Annotated in this window: 18 protein-coding genes; 7 read left to right on the forward strand and 11 right to left on the reverse strand. The window is 67.9% G+C overall.

The genetic code is table 11. The annotated features are described in order from the left end of the window. Positions 1-3: 3 nt before the first annotated feature. Positions 4-624: a TetR family transcriptional regulator gene (locus NX1_RS21295; RefSeq protein WP_245668614.1), complete on the reverse strand. Its 621-nt coding sequence runs from the start codon at positions 622-624 to the stop codon at positions 4-6. A 184-nt stretch (positions 625-808) separates the two neighbouring features. On the opposite strand from NX1_RS21295, the gene NX1_RS21300 reads away from it, so the two are divergent. The 3 genes from NX1_RS21300 to NX1_RS21310 are packed head-to-tail and all read left to right on the forward strand — an operon-like array spanning position 809 to position 3,350. Then, positions 809-1,867: a ferredoxin reductase gene (locus NX1_RS21300; protein WP_068062340.1), complete on the forward strand. Its 1,059-nt coding sequence runs from the start codon at positions 809-811 to the stop codon at positions 1,865-1,867. Between the two features lie 19 nt (positions 1,868-1,886). Continuing rightward, on the forward strand, positions 1,887-3,035 hold the full coding sequence (locus NX1_RS21305) for a fatty acid desaturase family protein (RefSeq protein WP_068062343.1): 1,149 nt from the start codon (positions 1,887-1,889) through the stop codon (positions 3,033-3,035). Then, positions 3,036-3,350 (forward strand): hypothetical protein, encoded by a 315-nt coding sequence (locus NX1_RS21310; RefSeq protein ID WP_068062345.1) that lies wholly within the window; start codon positions 3,036-3,038, stop codon positions 3,348-3,350. On the opposite strand, the gene NX1_RS21315 is transcribed toward NX1_RS21310, so the two are convergent. After that, positions 3,351-3,881 (reverse strand): DUF4254 domain-containing protein, encoded by a 531-nt coding sequence (locus NX1_RS21315; protein ID WP_068062347.1) that lies wholly within the window; start codon positions 3,879-3,881, stop codon positions 3,351-3,353. Positions 3,882-4,270: 389 nt separating this feature from the next. Between NX1_RS21315 and NX1_RS21320 the strand changes: the two genes are divergently transcribed. Then, a complete protein-coding gene (locus NX1_RS21320) occupies positions 4,271-4,597 on the forward strand; it encodes a hypothetical protein (RefSeq protein ID WP_084501637.1) in 327 nt (108 codons plus the stop codon). 31 nt (positions 4,598-4,628) lie between these two features. On the opposite strand, the gene NX1_RS21325 is transcribed toward NX1_RS21320, so the two are convergent. The 4 genes from NX1_RS21325 to NX1_RS21340 form a co-directional block, all read right to left on the reverse strand. Beyond that, positions 4,629-5,885 carry an MFS transporter gene (locus NX1_RS21325; protein ID WP_068062349.1) on the reverse strand — a complete coding sequence of 419 codons (1,257 nt, stop codon included), beginning with the start codon at positions 5,883-5,885 and terminating at the stop codon, positions 4,629-4,631. Then, positions 5,882-7,222, reverse strand: a complete 1,341-nt coding sequence (locus NX1_RS21330) for a PLP-dependent cysteine synthase family protein (protein WP_373864899.1) — start codon at positions 7,220-7,222, stop codon at positions 5,882-5,884. Before NX1_RS21330 ends, NX1_RS21325 begins: the two co-directional genes overlap by 4 nt. A gap of 105 nt (positions 7,223-7,327) precedes the next feature. After that, positions 7,328-7,747: a putative copper homeostasis (lipo)protein LpqS gene (gene lpqS / locus NX1_RS21335; protein ID WP_157119923.1), complete on the reverse strand. Its 420-nt coding sequence runs from the start codon at positions 7,745-7,747 to the stop codon at positions 7,328-7,330. Between the two features lie 202 nt (positions 7,748-7,949). Beyond that, positions 7,950-8,243 carry an excalibur calcium-binding domain-containing protein gene (locus NX1_RS21340; protein WP_068062356.1) on the reverse strand — a complete coding sequence of 98 codons (294 nt, stop codon included), beginning with the start codon at positions 8,241-8,243 and terminating at the stop codon, positions 7,950-7,952. A 238-nt stretch (positions 8,244-8,481) separates the two neighbouring features. On the opposite strand from NX1_RS21340, the gene NX1_RS21345 reads away from it, so the two are divergent. Further along, on the forward strand, positions 8,482-9,168 hold the full coding sequence (locus NX1_RS21345; protein WP_373864900.1) for a DUF4389 domain-containing protein: 687 nt from the start codon (positions 8,482-8,484) through the stop codon (positions 9,166-9,168). A gap of 42 nt (positions 9,169-9,210) precedes the next feature. Here NX1_RS21345 and NX1_RS21350 read toward each other — a convergent pair whose 3' ends face one another. The 3 genes from NX1_RS21350 to NX1_RS21360 all read right to left on the reverse strand — a co-directional run bounded on the left by NX1_RS21350 (position 9,211) and on the right by NX1_RS21360 (position 11,886). Continuing rightward, the gene (locus tag NX1_RS21350) at positions 9,211-10,077 is read right to left on the reverse strand and encodes an ABC transporter ATP-binding protein (protein ID WP_373864901.1); all 867 of its coding nucleotides are present in this window, start codon (positions 10,075-10,077) and stop codon (positions 9,211-9,213) included. A gap of 128 nt (positions 10,078-10,205) precedes the next feature. Beyond that, entirely contained in the window at positions 10,206-10,979 is a 774-nt protein-coding gene (locus tag NX1_RS21355) for an ABC transporter permease (protein ID WP_245668616.1), read from the reverse strand. A gap of 52 nt (positions 10,980-11,031) precedes the next feature. Then, positions 11,032-11,886, reverse strand: coding sequence for an ABC transporter permease (locus tag NX1_RS21360; protein ID WP_245668617.1), 855 nt, complete (start codon positions 11,884-11,886; stop codon positions 11,032-11,034). A 148-nt stretch (positions 11,887-12,034) separates the two neighbouring features. Here NX1_RS21360 and ectB point away from each other — a divergent pair, with 148 nt between their 5' ends. Next, positions 12,035-13,291 carry a diaminobutyrate--2-oxoglutarate transaminase gene (gene ectB / locus NX1_RS21365; RefSeq protein ID WP_068062364.1) on the forward strand — a complete coding sequence of 419 codons (1,257 nt, stop codon included), beginning with the start codon at positions 12,035-12,037 and terminating at the stop codon, positions 13,289-13,291. 175 nt (positions 13,292-13,466) lie between these two features. Here ectB and hutG read toward each other — a convergent pair whose 3' ends face one another. Further along, entirely contained in the window at positions 13,467-14,432 is a 966-nt protein-coding gene (hutG, locus tag NX1_RS21370; protein ID WP_068062469.1) for a formimidoylglutamase, read from the reverse strand. Beyond that, on the reverse strand, positions 14,429-15,628 hold the full coding sequence (gene hutI / locus NX1_RS21375) for an imidazolonepropionase (RefSeq protein ID WP_068062466.1): 1,200 nt from the start codon (positions 15,626-15,628) through the stop codon (positions 14,429-14,431). The genes hutG and hutI overlap by 4 nt, the downstream gene beginning before the upstream one ends. Before the next feature lie 184 nt (positions 15,629-15,812). Here hutI and NX1_RS21380 point away from each other — a divergent pair, with 184 nt between their 5' ends. Further along, complete coding sequence (locus NX1_RS21380; protein WP_068062367.1) at positions 15,813-16,211, forward strand: NUDIX hydrolase; 399 nt, start codon at positions 15,813-15,815, stop codon at positions 16,209-16,211. Positions 16,212-16,425: the final 214 nt, after the last annotated feature.

Consider the following 16,425-nt stretch of genomic DNA (forward strand, 5'->3'; position numbering starts at 1 on the left):
GGGTCACCGATCCTTGGGCGGCCACCAATTGTCCATACCGAGGGCGATCAGGCGAACCTTCTGCACCGTGTTGTCGATGATGGCCCGCTGATCGCGCTCGGTGGCGGCGACGTAGGCGGCGATCCCGTCGGCGACGGTGCCGACCAGCAGGTCCGCGGCGATCTCCAGGTCGCGCGGGCTCCAGTCGTCCAGCGCGCGCACCCGGGACAGATCCGCGACCAGCTCGCGCACGATCAGCTGGAGTTCCAGCGCGATGGCCTTGCGCAGCGCCAGCGAGCCGCCGTGCCGCTCGCGGGTCAGGAAGCCGAACAGCGCGCGTTTGGCCGCCACCTGATCGAAGACGAACCGCACCGTGTCGGCGATGCTGCCCTCGGGATTGCGCCTGACCTCGCGCAGCGCCAGCCGCAGCGCGGTCACGCCTTGGTCGACGAGGGTGGCGCCGAGATCGTCGAGCGAGGCGAAGTGGCGGTAGAAGGCGGTCGGCACGATCCCGGCCGAGCGCGCGATCTCACGCAGGCTCAGTGCGGCGAAACCACGGTCGGCGGCGAGTTCGAGGGTGCCGTCGACCAGGGCCTGCCGCGTGCGCTCCTTGCGCTCGATTCGGGTGGCTGCCTGCTCGCTCATCACGGTGAGCATACATCCGTTCACCATTCGCTCATCCAGGAGGTGTAGTTCGTGTCACACGAATTGCCGGTTGACACCGGACCCTGCCTATCGGTCACACTGGATGAGTGTACATGCGTGCACTGAAATGTGATTGGCACGCCGCAGCCATGATCGACCGACAAGCAGAGGCACGGAGAACCGAATGGTGGATCTCATCGACCTGGTGCAGACCCTGACCACGCCCCATCCGCTCGACCGATACCTGGAACTCGTGCGCCCCACCCTGACCGTCCGTCAGATGCGGGCCGAGATCACCCACGTGCGCCGCTCGGTGCCCGGCTCGGTGACGCTCACCCTGCGCCCGACCCGGCAGTGGCGCGGCCACGCCGCGGGTCAGTACGTCCAGATCGGCGTGGTGATCGACGGCGTACGGCACACCAGGTGCTACTCGCCGGTGAATCCGGAGAGCAGACGCGACCGGCACATCCAGCTCACCGTCAAGGCGCATCCGGGCGGCCTGGTCTCGCAGTACCTGCACGAGCAGGCGGTGCCGGGCATGGTGGTGGACCTGAGCCCCGCGGCCGGGGTCTTCCGGTTGCCGGAAGTCCGGCCCGATCGGGTGCTGCTGATCAGCGGCGGCAGCGGCATCACGCCGGTGCTGTCGATGATGCGGACCCTCGCCGCCGAGGGCTATCCCGGCGAGCTGACCTTCCTGCACTACGCCCGCTCGCCGGAGGCGGTGCCGCACCGCGCGGAGCTGGCGGCCATCGCGGAGCGGAACCCGCGTTTCCGCGTCGAGATGCGCTACCCGGAGCAGGGCGGCGGCCCGTTCGACTTCGACGAGCTCGAGCGCGTCGCGCCCTGGTTCGCCGACGCGCAGACCTACGTGTGTGGTCCGCCGCCGCTGATGGACGCGGTTCGCAAGGTGTACGAGGCCGAGGAGCTGGCCGACCGGCTGCATTCCGAGGAGTTCACACTTTCGGTCGCTCCCGTCGACGCGGACGAGGCGTACGGCGCGACCACCTTCTCGGCCAGCGGGGTGAGCGCCGAGAACACCGGCGCCAGTCTGCTGGAACAGGCCGAGGGAGCGGGCCTGAACCCGGAGTACGGCTGCCGCATGGGTATCTGCTTCTCCTGCACCGCCGTTCGCCGCTCCGGTTGTACACGCGACCTGCGCACCGGCGAGACCGGCAGCGATCCCGATCAGCCCATCCAGCTCTGCGTCAGCGCGGCGGTGGGCGACGTCGACATCGAAATCTAGCCAGACAAGGGGACCGGCAATGACCATCCTGACCGAGACCGAGAACGGACCGCTGATCCTGACGCCGGATCAGGTCGAAGAACTGGGCAAGGCGCTCGACGAACTGCGCGACCGCGTCGTCGCGGAACTCGGCGAGCACGACCGCGAGTACATCTACTCGATCATCAAGGCGCAGCGCGGTTTCGAGATCGCCGGCCGCGGACTGATGTACCTGGGCTTCCTGCCGCCGGTATGGCTGGCCGCGGTGGCCGCGCTGAGCGTGTCGAAGATCCTGGACAACATGGAGATCGGCCACAACGTCATGCACGGCCAGTACGACTGGATGCGTGAGCCCGGCCTGAATTCCCGTGAGTTCGAATGGGACACGGTCTGCCCGGCGGACCAGTGGAAGCACTCGCACAACTACATGCACCACACCTACACCAACATCCACGGCATGGACCGCGACATCGGTTACGGCATCCTGCGCATGGACGAAGGCCAGAAGTGGAACCCCTATTATCTGGGCAACCCGCTGTGGGCGTTCCTGCTGATGGTGTTCTTCGAGTGGGGCGTGATGTTGCACGACGCCGAGGCCGACAACATCATCCAGGGCAAGCGCAAGTGGTCCGATCTGAAGCCGCTGGTCAAGGGCTGGTGGCGTAAGGCGGGCAAGCAGGCGCTGAAGGACTACGTGATCTTCCCCGCGCTGACCGGTCCGCTGTTCGTCAGCACGCTGGCCGGGAACGCCGCCGCCAACCTCGTGCGCAACGTCTGGGCCTATTCGATCATCTTCTGCGGCCACTTCCCCTCCGGCGTACAGACGTTCACCGAGGAGGAGACCGCCGAGGAGACCCGCGGCGAGTGGTACGTCCGGCAGATGCTGGGCTCGGCGAACATCAGCGGCGGCAAGCTGTTCCACATCATGAGCGGCAACCTGTCGCATCAGATCGAACACCACTTGTTCCCGGACATCCCCGCCAACCGTTATCCGGAGATCGCGCCGGATGTGCGGGCGCTGTGCGAGAAGTACGGATTGCCGTACCACACCGGGCCGTTGAGCAAGCAGATCGGCGATGTGTGGTCGAAGATTTTCAAGCTGGCGTTGCCGCCGCGGTTCACGAAGAAGCCGTCATCTCCCGGTGTTATCGTGATGCGTCAGCGGAAGGCAACCGAAGTGGGCGTGTGAATGATCGGGAAATTCGAAAGCAACAAGGATTTGATCCAGGAATTGACGGCCTCCGGTGCCAGGCACGTCGGAAATATCGCGACGATCATCACCGGAACCGTTCAAGAGGTCACTCGGGAGATCGGTGAGTGGATCACCGACGCGATCGAGATGAACGAGGCGGCCGCGGCGGCTCGCAAGGACGCCGCCGCCCATCGGGAGACGCTGCCGGACGAGGCCACCGACCAGGCCGAGGCCGAGCCGGAGCCGCCTGCCGCCGGCTCCGCCTTCGTCGAGGCCGAGGTCGTCGAGACCGACCTCGACGACCGTCGCTGATCACCACACCGGCAGCCTGCGCCGGTGCTCGGTGACATCGGTGATCAGGTCCTGATAGCCGTCGGCCAGCTCGGCGAGCCGCGTCCACAGCAGGTGGGCTTCCCCGTCCACCCGCGGTGGCTGCGCCGCCGGGCCGGTCTTGCCCAAAGCCTGTTGTGCCGCAGTCCATTTCGCCGCCATTCGGTCGATGACGGCGCCCAGCGTCTCGGTGTGCAGCGAAGCGCCTGCGCGGTGCGCGACATTGCTCGCCACCCAGTCGTCTATGCGTCCGACGAGCTCGGCGCGGCGCTCGTCGATGTCTTCCACCAGCTGACTGCACGCCGCGACCCTGCGGTTGTTGGCGTCCGGCGCGTGCGCCGCGGCGAGCGCGCGGTGCCTGCGCTCGTGGCATTCGACCAGTTCGCGCGCCGCGGCGAGGACTCGGTGTTTCTTCCGGTTCGGGTCGTCGGGTTCGCGAAACGCGCGCAGCAGCGCTGATCGCGGTGGCAGCTCGCCGGCTCCGATACGGTTCCCGGCGTATTCGGTAGGCATGGTGCACGCCCCTGCTCGTAACGATCCGATCGTGGATACGCCAGGGCCGAGGGGGATTTCGGGGAGGGGCACCCCTCGGCTCCGGCGCAGCCCCGAGCCCGAGACGCCCCCCACACAGTCCACCAGCACGGCAAAGTAACCGGGAAATCCGCGACGATGCGATGAGGAAGACGGCCCGACAAATCGGGACACTTTCAGGAAAGCGCGATAGCCGAATCGGCGCAACAGTATGGTGTGAAAATCCATGCGCCGGTCGGAAATCGTTACCGTCCGTTACGGTGCGGTCACCCGAAATCGACCTTTGCTCAAAGTGAACTGAGCCATCGGCGCATCTTCAGTTATCGTGGCGGCGCGGCGGCTGCGTGCTCCGGTGCGATGGACTAGCCTCGATGTTCGTGCCCGCATATGTGTCATCGCCGGAGCTGACATTCGGCTTCATGTTCGCGCTGGAAGATCCCGAGCGAATTGCTGAAGTCGTGCGCAACCTCATCGTCCGCAAGACGGTCTCGGTGTTCCGGCTCGCACGTCTGTCCGACGACGACGGCCCACCAGAGCGCTACGTGGTGAACTGGGCGGTCATCCCGCAGATCTCCATCACCACCAGCGCGCCCGATCCCGAGGAGCTGCGGGTCAATCGGATCATGCTGGTCAACGCGTTCCTAGGCGAGGACGGCGAGGTCAGCCTGTACTCCGCCCAGGGGGAGGCGCCCAGCTGAGCGCCTCCGCGTCCCGGGGGAGTACCCACCGCTATGCCGTGGCCGCCAGTGGCATCGTGGCCGGCGCATTCAGACGCCCGGAGCGGGCAAGTCCGTACAGTCCCGCGGCGGAGGCCGCGCCGATGGCGATCAGCGCGGCCCAGGCCAGCGAGCTCAGTCCGGCCGAGCGGGCCGCGTCCAGGACCGTGCCGGTGCCGAGGTTGCCGAGCAGGATGCCGGTGCCGACGACGGTGTTGTACAGGCCGTAGTGAGTGGCGACCAGGCGGTCGCCGCAGAGCGCGACGACGGTATCCATTTCGAACGGAAACACCGCCGCCGCACCGACACCCAGCACCGCGGCGGTGAGCAGCAGCGCGCCGACCGCCGTGGGGACGCCGAGTGCGACGCCGGGGACCAGCAGCAGCGGGACGAACGCCGCCGCCAGGATCGCCATGCCGAACACCAGGCTGCGCGGGCGGCCCCAGCGGGCGGCGAACCAGCGGGTGATGCGCAGCTGTCCGGCGATCGCGATCACCCCCGAGACCACGAATACCGCCGTCATCAGCACGGTCGCCGTGCCGTCACCGACGATGCGGGCGGCCTGCATGGGCAGCGCCAGGTACACCTGGAACGAGAGGACGTAGCAGCCGATCATCGCCGCGGCGAACAGCAGGAAGGGGTGGTTACCCAGCACTACTCGCCAATCGTCCAGCACCGAGGCGGTTTTCGGCTCGGCGCGGTGCTGCGGCAGCGCGCGCAGCTGGGCGATGGTGAGCAGTCCGAACACCGCCGCCGCGCCCGCCGCGGTGGCGCGGAAATCGAAGGCCATCAGCGCCAGGCCGAGGATCGGGCCGAACAGGATGCCCGCCTGATAGAAGATGTTGAACACCGCGAACGCCTCGACACGTCGCTCGCCGGAATCGACGGCCAGGTACGCGCGGACCGCCGGGTTGAACAGCGCGCCCGCGAAACCGGTTGCGGCCGAGGCGATCAGCAACGCGGGCAGGGAATCGGCGAAGGCCAGCAGCGTGAAACCGCCGGTGCGCAGCAGACATCCGGCCACGATGAGCGGCTTGTATCCCAGCCGGTCGGCCAGGGTGCCGCCGATCAGGAACATGCCCTGCTGGGAGAAGTTCCTGATGCCGAGCACCAGCCCGATCGCCCATGCGGCCAGACCGAGCGGGCCCGCCATGTAACCGGCCAGGTAGGGCATCAGCATGTAGAAGCCGGTGTTGATGGCGAACTGGTTGACCATCAGCACCCGGCTCGGCCTGCCGAAACTGCGATAGGTCGCGTAGACGTCCCTCATCGCTCGACCCCCGGCGCGGTGGTGTCGGCCCGACTGTCGGCCGCCGGGTTGTCGCTGGGCACAGTGCGCTCCTGGAGGTGTGAGTCGGATCGGTGCTGGGCCGAATCGAGCTGGTGTCGATGGGAATCGGGCTGCGGCTGAGTGCGGTTGAGCTGGTGCTCGGTGGGACCGCGCTGATGCCGGCTGAGATCAGGTGCGTGCTGCTTCGGATCGAGGACAGTCGTGCATCGGGTCCACGAGTCGACCACCTCGGCGTACGGGTGCGCGATGGTGGCGGGCTCGGTCGGCGGTTCGATGGCGAGCAGACCGTGTTCGCGGCAGTACGCGTCGTTGTAGACGGTGTCGAAATAGCGCAACGGTCCGTCCGGGAAGACGGCGGCGATGCGCGCGTCCGGGTCGCAAGTGCGGGCCAGCCACCCCGCGACGAGTGCGACGGCGCCGACGCTCCACCCGCCGCTGGCGTGGTGGGTGGCGGCCAGCGCGCGGCAGGCCCACACCGCCTCGGCGGGCGCGACCCAGTGGATCTCGTCGAACGCCGGATAGTCGACGTTGCCGGGGTGGATGCTCGAACCGAGCCCGCGCATCAGCCGAGGCCCGGCGGGCTGGCCGAAGATGGTTGACGCGACGGTGTCCACGCCGACCAGGCGCAGCTGCGGGAAGTAGCGGCGCAGCGCGCGGGCGACGCCAGAGGAGTGACCGCCGGTGCCGACCGAGCAGACCAGCACGTCGACGCGGCCGAGTTGCGCGACGAGCTCCATGGCCAGCGATTCGTACGCGGCGCGGTTGTCGGGATTGCGGTACTGGTCGGGGCACCAGGCGCGTGGGTCGGCGGCGAGGAGTTCGGCGACGCGGTCGCGGCGGGCCTGCTGCCAGCCGCCGGTGGGGTGCGGTTCGGTCACCGTCTCCACGCGCGCGCCGTAGGCCGCCAGCATGTGGTGCATGATCGGCTCCAGGCCCGGGTCGGTGACCAAGGTGACCGGGTGGCGGTGCACCATCCCGGCGAGCGCGAGGCCCAGGCCGAGGGTGCCGCTGGTGGATTCGACGATCGGTGCGCCCGGCGTCAGCTCGCCGCGGGCGGCGGCGCGTTCGACCATGTGCAGCGCGGGCCGGTCCTTCATGCCGCCCGGATTGGCGCCCTCCAATTTCGCCCAGAAACCGCGGCCGACGGGCGCGAGCGGTTCGGTGATCCAGAGGACGGGGGTGTTGCCGACCATGGTGGCCGGTCGCGGGCAGCGGCCCGCGGTGGTTAGCAGACTCGCCGGGCTGGGCAGTGGTTCCGAAGTCGTTTCGAACAGAGCGGGATTCAGCACGGCATCGTTCCGCAGTGCAGCAGTCATGGGGAATCATCGATTCTGTGCGGTCGCTGTGGCAGCGAGGTGTGTGGTGCGGGAACGCACGAACACCGGCCGGGCCCCGGCAGGCCACGACCTGACGCTGACCGATCAGTTCCGATCGATGCCGAATCGAGTGAGCAGATCCCGGCCGCGATGAACCGGAAGAGCGGAGACCGGCGGCGCCCGCGGGCCGACGCCGAACCCGGTGGTCAACGGCAGCGCGAGCAGCAGCGTGACGCCGACGAGCAGTAGTTCCTGGAGCGACGGACCGGAGCGCGGCAGGGTCGCGATCACCGCGTCGGTGGACAGATGCCGGTCCGGTTCGGCGACGTGCTGGTGCAGGTCGGCGCCTGCCCACGGCACGACCTGGGACGCGACGCCCGGACCGGAGGATTCGATGTGCGCGTGAATCGTGGCGGCGGGTGTGAACAGGTGACATTCCGGCAGCGCCATGGCGAGCGCCCACGCGGCGAAGACGCAGGCGATCACCGCCCGCATACCGGGGCCCCGTATCGCACCGAAGATCACGTCTGCCGATAGTACAAGCCCGTGGCTTCGCCCCGGTCCGGTCGCCGTCGGCGCGCGGATGTCGTCGTTTCGCGCCCGATAGCCGTCGATCCAGCCATGCATTCGACGCTGGAGTCAGTGGCGGGCGCGGTGCCGCGCGGCCCCCTGTAATGCGCCGGTGGTGAATAAGCACCGGGCCGGTGGCTTCGGCTCCGGCCGCGAATCAGCGCGGTGCTGTGGTCGGGCGCACCAGGCAGGCGACGCCGTCCTCCTTGCCGTCCACCCGGTCCAGTGATGCCGAGTAGCCGGGGTCGTGGCGGCGCAGCGGAGCCCTGCCCGCCGCCCAGGCGTCCTCGCAGCTGTGGAAGGCCGCCGCCGAGGTGGTGGTCGCCGTGGCCACCGGACTGGAGGAGGAGTGGCGCCGTTTCTTGCTGGAGCCGCAGCCCGTCACCGAGATAGCGACCAGCGCGATCAGTAGCAAGCCGACGACGAACACGAAGCGACGAGAGTTACGCATGATCGGAATCCCCCCAAACACAACGGTTTTCGATTCAGACGCCAGCAAGTATCGCGGCCCTGCCTGCCTTTCGCAACATACCGGTCAGGCTGGTCGGTCGTTTTTGTTGGCGTGTCGGTATCGCATCGTGCTCTTACTGTCCGAGGGGTGCCGGATAATTATGAGATACCTCACAGGCGCCCTGTGAAATCCAAGCCCGGGAGGGCTGTGCATTCGAAGCCCGGAAGGAGCGTCGATCATGGAAATGGAACCCGAGAAGCCGGTGGTCGCGGCGAATCCGATCCGCGTCCGCGGTGATCTCGATCCCAATCTGTCGCGATGGATGTGGCTGGTGAAGTGGATACTGGCCATTCCGCACTACATCGTGCTCTTCTTCCTGTACATCGCGTACTTCGTGGTTTCGGTGATCGCCTTCTTCGCGATCTTGTTCACCGGAAAGTATCCGCGCGGCCTGTTCGACTTCAATGTCGGTGTCATGCGGTGGAATTGGCGGGTCGGTTTCTACTCGCTAACCGTGCTCGGCACCGACAAGTATCCGCCGTTCCATTTGCGGCAGGACGCGGACTATCCGGCCGATCTCGAGGTCGACTATCCCGAGACCCTGCACCGGGGCCTGGTTTTGGTCAAATGGTGGCTGCTGGCCATTCCGCACTATCTGATCGTCGGCGCGCTGATGAGCGGCGCGGTCGGCAACGCGGCGGACGACGGCGCCAATCCGTGGAGTCTTGTGCTGACCTGGCCCTTGATCTCCCTCCTGCTCGCGGTGGCGCTGATCGCGCTGCTGTTCACCGCGCGTTACCCGAAGGGGCTGTACGACTTCGTCGTCGGCATCAATCGGTGGGCCATCCGAGTGCAGGCCTACGCCTCGCTGATGCGTGACGAGTACCCGCCGTTCCGGCTGGATCAGGGGCCGCGCGAGCCGTAACGCCGGATCCAACCGAATACCGTGCATCCGCCCGCCTGCTCGTCAGCGGGCGGATTCGTATATGCGGCGGACCACGTCTTCGATGCCGGGCTCCTCGATGGACAGATCGCGCACCTCCACCCGGTCCGATACCGCCGCGAGCAGCTGTGCGGCCGTGATGGATTCGGCGTCGAAGGCCAGGCGCTGGCGCATGCCGTCGGCCTCGCTGGTGAGCAGTTCAGCGCCGGATGGCAGCTCGCGCAGATCCGGGGTCGGCTCGGCGAGATCCACCACCAGCACCCGGCGCGCGCCCACCGTCGCGCCGAGCCCGGCGAGCGAACCGTCGTAGACCAGCCGCCCGTGGTCGACGACGAGCACACGGTCGCAGAGCCTTTCGATATCGCCCATGTCGTGCGTGGTGAGCAGCAATGTGGTGCCGCGGTCGGCCCGTTCGGCGCGCAGGAACTCCCGCAGCCGCTGCTTGGACAGCACGTCGAGGCCGATCGTCGGTTCGTCCAGGATCACCAGCTCGGGGGAGTGCAGCAGCGCCGCGGCGACCTCGGCGCGCATCCGTTGGCCCAGCGAGAGCTGACGCACCGGCGTGTCCAGCGTCTCGGCCATCTCCAGCTGCTCGACCAGCTCGTAGGTGCGCTTACGGGTGATGTCGGGTTCCAGCCGGTGGATGGCGGCCAGGATCGTGAACGATTCGCGCAGTGGCAGATCCCACCACAGCTGGGACCGCTGCCCGAACACCACCCCGATGCGGCTCGCCAGTTCACGCCGCCGCCGGACCGGGTCCAGGCCACAGGTGCGCACCCGCCCGGAGGAGGGAACCAGAATGCCGGTGAGCATTTTGATGGTGGTGGATTTCCCCGCGCCGTTCGCCCCGATGTATCCGACGGCCGCGCCGCGTTCGATTCGGAAAGTCATCCCGTCGACCGCGGTGAGGATGTCGCGCTGCCTGCGCCACCGACTGCCGTTCTTGCGGTACAGCGTGAATTGCCTTGTCAGATTCTCGATATCGATGATCGTCTCAGATAAGTCGCTGTCCGCCACGCTTATCCCCCGCCTCCCTGATAGTGCCTCGTCCCGAGCCGCCACAAACCGAGTGCCAGCAGCCATATCCACAGCGTCGCCAGCGGAGTCAGCCAGGCCAGCCAGGACGGCAGCAGCGGCGGGCCGGGCAACTCGAGCAGGGCGATGGTGGGCAGGTACGCCGTGAACGCGACCGGGACGGCGAATCCGAACAACAGTTTCAACGGCAGCGGAAATACCGAGGCAGGCTGCATCGCGGCGAACGACCCGCCGTAGGTGAAACTATTGGTGAGCTCGGAACCGTCGATCAGGAAGAACTGTAACCCGGCCGCGCAGACGAAGATCCCGCTGAACAGCAGAATACCGCAGCCGAGCGTCATCACCACGAGGACGAATGCGGCCGCGTCCCAATCGATGTCGTTCTGTAGCAACCCGATGATCAGCACAACGATGGCGACCGCGGCGCGCGCGAATCGGCGCAGCGAGACGTCACCGGTGACCAGTTGCAGCAGCAGCGGTTGCGGGCGCAAGTGGTAGGCGTCGAGTGTGCCCATCCTGATCAGGGTCGGCAGCGTGTCCAGATGCCCGACCAGCACCTGGGCCAGCGCGAACGTGGTGTTGCTCAGGCCGAACAGCAGCAACGCCGCGTGCAGATCGAGCCCACCGAGCACCCGCACGTTGTGAAAGATGACCCACACCTCGGCGAATTCGACGACGCCGATGAGGAAGGCGCTGAACACCTCGCTGGCGAAGGACAGCCGGTAGGCGCGCTGGGATCGGATGCGCGAGCGCAACACCGCGGCATACGGTGTGAACCATCTCCCCGATGGCGCGGAAACCGGCGCTGCCTCAACCACCCTGCACCTCCAACTTGCGGCGGCCCGCCGACAGCATCAGCCGTCCGGCGACGGCGACCGCGACCACCCAGAAGAGCTGTGTCCCAACGACCGTCACGCTGTCCAGGCCGATGATTCGCCCCGAGAGCACGTCGATCGGGGATTGCAGAATGGAAGGGAACGGGGTGGCGTTCGCGAGCGTGCGCAACCAGTCGGGGAACATGTGCACCGGCACGAACAGGCCTGCGAGGAAGGTACCGCAGATCTGGTACAGCACCCGGATGCCGCGGGTCTCGACCACCCAGAAGCCGATCAGCCCGATGACGAACAGCAGCAGGAACGACAGCGAGATGGCCAGCAACATCGAGATCGCGCCGAGCGCGTAGGGTCCCGGCGTGGTGGGCATCGCGAGCCCGACGGTCAGGAAGCCGAACAGCACGCTCGGCAGGAAGCGCGGCACGATGGTGCAGGTCGCGCGTCCGAGATCGGCTGCCAGATAGCCGAATTGGATGTCGACCGGGCGCAGGAAATCGATCGCGATGTCGCCGTTCTTGACTCGCTCCGCCAATTCTATTGGCGGACCCATGAATTGCATGGCGCCGAGCAGTCCCTGCGAGAGCCAGACGTAGGCGCCGATGGTGCCTTCGTCGTACCCGCCGAATTCGCCCGCGCCGCGCACCGCCGCGAGCATTACCGCCGCGCGCACCAGCCCGAACACGCAGTTGGTGAACAGCCCCGCGAACATCGCCAGCTTGTATTGCGACTGCCGCCGGAACCCCGCGATGGCGAGCCGCCAATACAGTGTGGCCTCGCGTCGCGCCTGGGTTGCCGCGGCCTGCCGCTCCTCCCCTCCCGCACTCCAGTGCACAAGCAGTCAACCTTACTGTCCGGTCGCCGATGCGCGGTAGCTTCCCGCGCGATTTCGCCGAAAGTGCGACGAAGCTGACGCGCCAGTGTTAGAAACACAGTCACTTCAGATTATCTGCCAGCGCTCGCGCACGACAGGAAGGATCGTGATGACTGTCGCCGAGTCGACCGTTTTCGAGGCTCTCGAATCGAATGTCCGCGGCTACTGCCGATCCTGGCCGACGGTGTTCGACACCGCCAGCGGCGCCTGGTTGCGCGACGAGCACGGCCGCGACTACCTGGACTTCTTCGCGGGAGCGGGCGCGCTGAACTACGGCCACAACAATCCGGTCCTCAAGCGCGCGTTGATCGACTACCTCGTCGGCGACGGCATCACTCACGGGCTCGACATGTCGACCGTGGCCAAGCGCAGGCTCTTGGAAACGCTGCGCGATACCGTGCTGGTTCCGCGCGGCTTGGACTACAAGGTGCAGTTCCCGGGCCCGACCGGAGCGAACGCCGTGGAGGCCGCGCTCAAACTGGCCCGCAAGGTCACCGGACGACAGCCGGTGCTGAACTTCACCAACGCCTTCCACGGCATGTCGCTCGGTGCGCTGTCGGTGACCGGCAACGCCGCCAAGCGGGCGGGTGCGGGTGTGCCGCTGGTGCACGTCACGCCGATGCCCTACGACGGCTACCTCGGCGCGGGCGACGAACTGCGTTGGATGCGGCGCGCGCTCGACGATCCCTCCTCGGGTTTGGACAAGCCCGCGGCGGTGATCGTGGAGACGGTGCAGGGCGAGGGCGGGGTGAACGTGGCGCGGGCGCGGTGGCTGCGCGAACTGGCCGAGCTGTGCCGGGCGCGCGGCATCCTGCTGATCGTCGACGACGTGCAGATGGGCTGCGGGCGAACCGGTCCGTTCTTCTCCTTCGAGTCCGCGGGTATCACGCCCGATATCGTGACGCTGTCCAAGTCGATCGGCGGCTACGGATTGCCCATGGCGCTGGTGCTTTTCAAGTCCGAGCTGGACCAGTGGGCCCCTGGCGAGCACAACGGAACCTTCCGCGGCAACAACCCCGCCTTCGTCACAGCCGAGGTCGCGCTGCGCCACTATTGGTCCGACGACGCGCTCGAGCGTGCCACCCTCGCCAAAGGCGAGCGGATCGAGCGGGCGCTCGCCGGAGTGGCCGCGGCGTATCCCGGCGTCTCGACTCGTGGGCGAGGTCTGGTGCACGGCATCGTGTTCGAGGACCCGTCGCTGGCGGGCAAGGTCTGCCAGGTGGCGTTCGATCGCGGGCTGCTGGTGGAGACCTCCGGCTCCGTCGACGAGGTGGTCAAGCTGCTGCCGCCGCTGACGATCACCGACGACGAGCTCGACCGTGGTCTGGATGTGGTCACCGGCGCTGTCGACGCCGTCTGCGGCTGACGGATCTGGACAAGTCGAACGGCACTGGGCACCGCGTCCGTGCCGCGTCGGTTGGTCCGTTGCGTTTGTCCAGCGGGCAACGGCCATTCGACTACCGTCGTTTCCGGTCAGTGCCACTTGGGTTGGCGAGCCTGCTGGCCCGAGATGCCTGATCCGCACGGCACAGGTGCGGCACTCAGCTCGCCACGCGGTGACCGGTGACGATCCGGTGGATCAGCCGCGCGGCCGTGCGGGCGGTGCGGCCGTCGATGTCGAAGACCGGCGCGAGTTCGGCGACGTCGGCGGCGACGAGTTTGCCGCTGGCCGTCACCCGGTCGCATACGCGCTGCACGGTCTCGACCGGTACGCCGAAGCCCGCGGGCGCGCTGACGCCGGGAGCCACGGCGGCGGGGAGGACGTCGAGGTCGATGGTGAGATAGACCAGGTCGACGTCGTTCAGGAAGGCATCGACGAACTCGTCCACGGCCGCCCGGTCCAGTAGGCCGCATCGGTCGTCGGGCAGATGGCGGACGCCGAGTTCGCGCGCGGTCTCGAACAGCGCGACCGTATTGCCCGGTTGGCTGATGCCGAGCACGTCGTAGCGGTAGGACGCTCCCGCCGCGCGTTCGGCCTCGGTGATCTGCCGGAACGGGGTGCCCGAGCTCGGCTCCTGATCGGCCCGAAGATCGAAGTGGGCGTCCAGATTCAGGATGCCCAACCGCAGCGTGCCGCGTAGCCGTGCCGCCGCGATGCCGGAATAGGTGCCGAAGGCGACCTCGTGACCGCCGCCGAGCACCACGGGAAAGCGGCCCGCGTCCAAGGCGGCCGCGACGGCGCGGCCCAGCCGCCGCTGACCCGACTCCAGATCGCCATCGGTGACCGTGACGGTGCCCGCGTCCTCCAGATCGAGCGGTTCGGGCAGCGCCAGCGACGCAAGCGCGCCGCGCAGCGCGTCCGGACCCGCCGCCGCCCCCGGACGGCCTTTGTTCCTGCGGACGCCCTCGTCGCTCGCGAAACCGATCAGCACACAACCCTTTCCGGCCGTGCGCGCCGGATCGTAGGGGCGGACCAGCTGATGCCACCGGGCGTGCTGCGGCCCGTCGCCGTCGACCCGGCCGGTCCACGGCCGCGGGGCGATATCGACCGGGAGGCGCGGGTTCATGCGGCTGCCGTTCCGGCGACGAGGATTCCGCCGCGCCACACCGAACGCACGAGCGGCACGCCGGGCCGGTAGGCCAAATGCAGATAGGAAGGGGCGTCGAGCGCGAGTGCGTCGGCGCGCGTACCGACGCGCAAGGTGCCGACATCGTCGCGGAGCAGTGCCCGTGCGCCGCCCGCGGTGGCGGACCACACCGCTTCCTCCGGCGTCATTCGCAACTCGCGCACCGCAAGCGCGATGCAGAACGGCAGGCTCGTGGTGTACGAGGTGCCGGGATTGCAGTCCGCGCCCAGCGCTACGGTGACGCCCGCGTCGAGCAGTGCCCTGGCGTCGGGATAGCTGTTGCGGGTGCAGAAGTCGGCGGCGGGCAGCAGTGTCGCCACCGTCGCGCTGCCCGCGAGGGCGTCGATGTCGGCGGGGGTGACGTAGCTGACGTGGTCGACCGAGGCCGCGCCGAGTTCGACGGCCAATCCCACGCCGGGACCGGGGCCGAGCTGATTGCCGTGCACCCGGGGAATCAGCCCGTGCGCCATTCCCGCCCGCAGCACGGCCTCCGACTGCTCCCGGGTGAACGCGCCCCGTTCGCAGAACACATCGATCCACTTCGCGTGCGGCGCGCAAGCCGGAATCATGTCCCGGCACACCATCTCCACGTACTCGCCGGCTCGTCCCGCGTACTCCGGCGGTGGCACGTGCGCGGCCAGCAAGGTCACCTCGTCGGTGAAGCGCCCGGCCACCAGCGCGCTGCGCAGTTCGTCCCCGGTGGTCTGGCCGTAGCCGGTTTTGCATTCGACCGTCGTGCTTCCCGAGCGCAGCGACTCGTCCATCAGCCGCAGGACGTTGGCGGCGAGCCGGTCGTCGCCGGCCGCCCGCGTCGCGGCGATGGTGGTGCGGATGCCGCCCGCCGCGTAGGCGGTCCCGGACATCCTGGCCGCGAACTCCTCGGCCCGCTCCCCGTCGAACACCAGATGCGCGTGGCTTTCCACGAATCCGGGCAGCACCGCCCGGTCCGCCAGATCCACGCATACATCGGCCGCCTGAGCCTCGCGCGAATCACCCACCCAGCCGACCAGTCCATCCTCGAACACCACCGCCGCGTCGCGCCGCACGCCGAGCGGGCCGACGCCCGAGTCCGGGTCGTTGGTGACCAGCGTGCCGATATTCGTCAGGACGGTGGACCGTGAACCCTCGGACACGATTCCTCCTCGCGACCATGCCGTGTCAGCCGGATGCGGATCGGTGTGAGGCGACTGTAGAACACCGCGCGCCGTCGCCGGACGCAGTCGGGCCACTGCTTCCGATGCGCGTCGGACCCGCGCGCACCGGGTGGGCGGCTCCATATTCGGTTGACCGGCGGCCCTGGCCGGTCAGTAGGGTGGGCCGGTGATTCGCACAGCTGCGTTGGCTCATGTCCGGGATCGGCGTCTGCTGCAGGCGCGATCCATCGGCAAGGACGTCTTCTACATGGCGGGCGGCAAGATCGACGCCGGGGAAACGCCGGTCGCGGCGTTGCACCGTGAGGTCAGGGAGGAACTCGGCGTCGGCGTCGCCTCCTGCGCCGAACTGGGCGTCTTCCACGCCGAGGCGTACGGCCACGCGCCGGGTACGCGGCTGCACATGACCTGCTTCACCGCCGAACTCGACGGCGATCCGCACCCCAGCGGCGAGATCGCCGAACTCCGGTATTTCACGGTGCGCGAGTACGCCGCAATGGACCACGTCGCTCCGGGCTCCATGCTCGTCTTCCGCAAGCTGCACGAACTGGGCCTCGTCGACTGGTGATCACCCGCCGGGATATTCGGTGGGGCAGCGTGTTTCGGACGGCGGTCGACGCTCGCGCGGGCGAGGAGGAGCCGCCGGATACAGCCATGTCCCGGAGCTCGACGCAGGATTGCGCTCGAGTTCGCGCTGACCGAGCGTCGGCCGTGGCCGGATAAGTAAGTAGAAAGTCTTCTATCTATATCGTCTTGGCGACGACAAATGATGGTGTATGTTA

The organism is Nocardia xishanensis NBRC 101358, from assembly GCF_001613365.1.
GTDB lineage: Bacteria > Actinomycetota > Actinomycetes > Mycobacteriales > Mycobacteriaceae > Nocardia > Nocardia xishanensis.